The following is a 1,607-nucleotide window of genomic DNA, read 5'->3' as shown; positions in this document are numbered from 1 at the left end:
GTTCGGCGGCGTCCTACTCTCCCACAGGGTCCCCCCTGCAGTACCATCGGCGCTGTAAGGCTTAGCTTCCGGGTTCGGAATGTAACCGGGCGTTTCCCTCACGCTATAACCACCGAAACACTATGAAACTCTCAAACATGCCGCACCGTACATAGCCAATACGGGGCCGTTCGTGGTTTCAGAACCAACACAGTGGACGCGAGCAACTGAGGACAAGCCCTCGGCCTATTAGTACCGGTCACCTCCACACGTTACCGTGCTTCCAGATCCGGCCTATCAACCCAGTCGTCTACTGGGAGCCTTACCCCATCAAGTGGGTGGGAGTCCTCATCTCGAAGCAGGCTTCCCGCTTAGATGCTTTCAGCGGTTATCCCTCCCGAACGTAGCCAACCAGCCATGCCCTTGGCAGAACAACTGGCACACCAGAGGTTCGTCCGTCCCGGTCCTCTCGTACTAGGGACAGCCCTTCTCAAGACTCCTACGCGCACAGCGGATAGGGACCGAACTGTCTCACGACGTTCTAAACCCAGCTCGCGTACCGCTTTAATGGGCGAACAGCCCAACCCTTGGGACCGACTCCAGCCCCAGGATGCGACGAGCCGACATCGAGGTGCCAAACCATCCCGTCGATATGGACTCTTGGGGAAGATCAGCCTGTTATCCCCGGGGTACCTTTTATCCGTTGAGCGACGGCGCTTCCACAAGCCACCGCCGGATCACTAGTCCCGACTTTCGTCCCTGCTCGACCCGTCGGTCTCACAGTCAAGCTCCCTTGTGCACTTACACTCAACACCTGATTGCCAACCAGGCTGAGGGAACCTTTGGGCGCCTCCGTTACCCTTTAGGAGGCAACCGCCCCAGTTAAACTACCCATCAGACACTGTCCCTGATCCGGATCACGGACCCAGGTTAGACATCCAGCACGACCAGAGTGGTATTTCAACGACGACTCCACGAACACTGGCGTGCCCGTATCACAGTCTCCCACCTATCCTACACAAGCCGAACCGAACACCAATATCAAACTGTAGTAAAGGTCCCGGGGTCTTTCCGTCCTGCTGCGCGAAACGAGCATCTTTACTCGTAGTGCAATTTCACCGGGCCTATGGTTGAGACAGTCGAGAAGTCGTTACGCCATTCGTGCAGGTCGGAACTTACCCGACAAGGAATTTCGCTACCTTAGGATGGTTATAGTTACCACCGCCGTTTACTGGCGCTTAAGTTCTCAGCTTCGCCTGGACGAATCCAAGCTAACCGGTCCCCTTAACGTTCCAGCACCGGGCAGGCGTCAGTCCGTATACATCGCCTTACGGCTTCGCACGGACCTGTGTTTTTAGTAAACAGTCGCTTCTCGCTGGTCTCTGCGGCCACCCCCAGCTCAGAGTGCAAAACTCATCACCAGGTGTGGCCCCCCTTCTCCCGAAGTTACGGGGGCATTTTGCCGAGTTCCTTAACCATAGTTCACCCGAACGCCTCAGTATTCTCTACCTGACCACCTGAGTCGGTTTAGGGTACGGGCCGCCATGAAACTCGCTAGAGGCTTTTCTCGACAGCATAGGATCATCCACTTCACCACAATCGGCTCGGCATCAGGTCTCAGACACGTG

Annotated in this window: 2 rRNA genes (1 of these 2 only partly in view); both read right to left on the bottom strand. The window is 56.3% G+C overall.

Annotated elements, in window-relative coordinates:
• Positions 1–117: ribosomal RNA gene (gene rrf, locus ACFZBP_RS42160) — 5S ribosomal RNA — on the bottom strand.
• Positions 118–208: 91 nt separating this feature from the next.
• Positions 209–1,607, bottom strand: a 23S ribosomal RNA gene (locus ACFZBP_RS42155); it runs 1,796 nt beyond the window's last position.

The organism is Streptomyces sp. NPDC008086 (assembly GCF_042957325.1).
GTDB lineage: Bacteria > Actinomycetota > Actinomycetes > Streptomycetales > Streptomycetaceae > Streptomyces.
This window is presented reverse-complemented; position numbering and strand designations above follow the sequence as displayed.